Genomic DNA, 754 nt, shown 5'->3' with positions numbered 1-754 from the left:
GCGCGCGGCGGCACGCAGCACCGCCCGCACGGGGCCCGCGGTGTCCCCGGCCCGGGAGGCGGCCCGACCGAGCAGATGGGTGAGTACCGCCGGGCCCCGGCGCGGATCGTCGCGCTGCAGACCGCGGCGGCGGGCGAACCGGTCGGCCTGGGCGATCTCGGTGTCGGCGGCGGTCAGCAGCATCCACGGATCGGCCCGCAGGAGGTCGGCGGACGCGGGTCCCAGCAGGTCGGTCACCCCGCGCGCGAGCCGGGCCGGAAGATCCGCGGCGACGAGCAGTTCGACGACCGCGTACGTGCCCGCCACGGCGCGGAAGCTGTCGGCGAGCCGCCGGGCCCGCGGCCCGGTGACCCCCTCGACGGTGCCCAACCGGCCGACGTCGACGTGGTCGGGCCGGGTGATCCCGGCCGCGGGCAGCCGGCCGGCCGTCGTGCGGCCCAGCCCCGGCCACAGCCCCGCCCCGCAGAACGCGGCGAAGACCTCCTCGGGGTCCGCTGGCTGCGGGTCCGCTCGCCGTGCCTGCGGGCCGACCGCGTCGGGCTCCGCGGTGGAAGCGGTCGTGTACTCGTCCGGCATGCCGGGAAGCGTAACGACGAACCGTTCCGCCGCTGTTGTAGCCCGCTGGGTAGCGTGGTACCCGGGACGGCGCTGTGGCGGCATGGCTGTAGGAAGGCGATGCGCGCCCGGGCCCACCCGTGCGTCCGGGCCCACCCGTGCGTCCGGCCCGGCGGAGACGGTGAGCGTCGGCAACAGT

Annotated in this window: 1 protein-coding gene; it reads right to left on the bottom strand. The window is 77.7% G+C overall.

What is annotated here, in order from left to right; genetic code table 11:
* On the bottom strand, positions 1 to 576 hold a 576-nt coding region (locus AC08ON_RS03175), incomplete at its 3' end, for a helix-hairpin-helix domain-containing protein (protein WP_476616418.1).
* Between the last annotated feature and the right edge of the window lie 178 nt (positions 577 to 754).

Source organism: Frankia sp. CoWAU3 (assembly GCF_977971855.1).
This window is presented reverse-complemented; position numbering and strand designations above follow the sequence as displayed.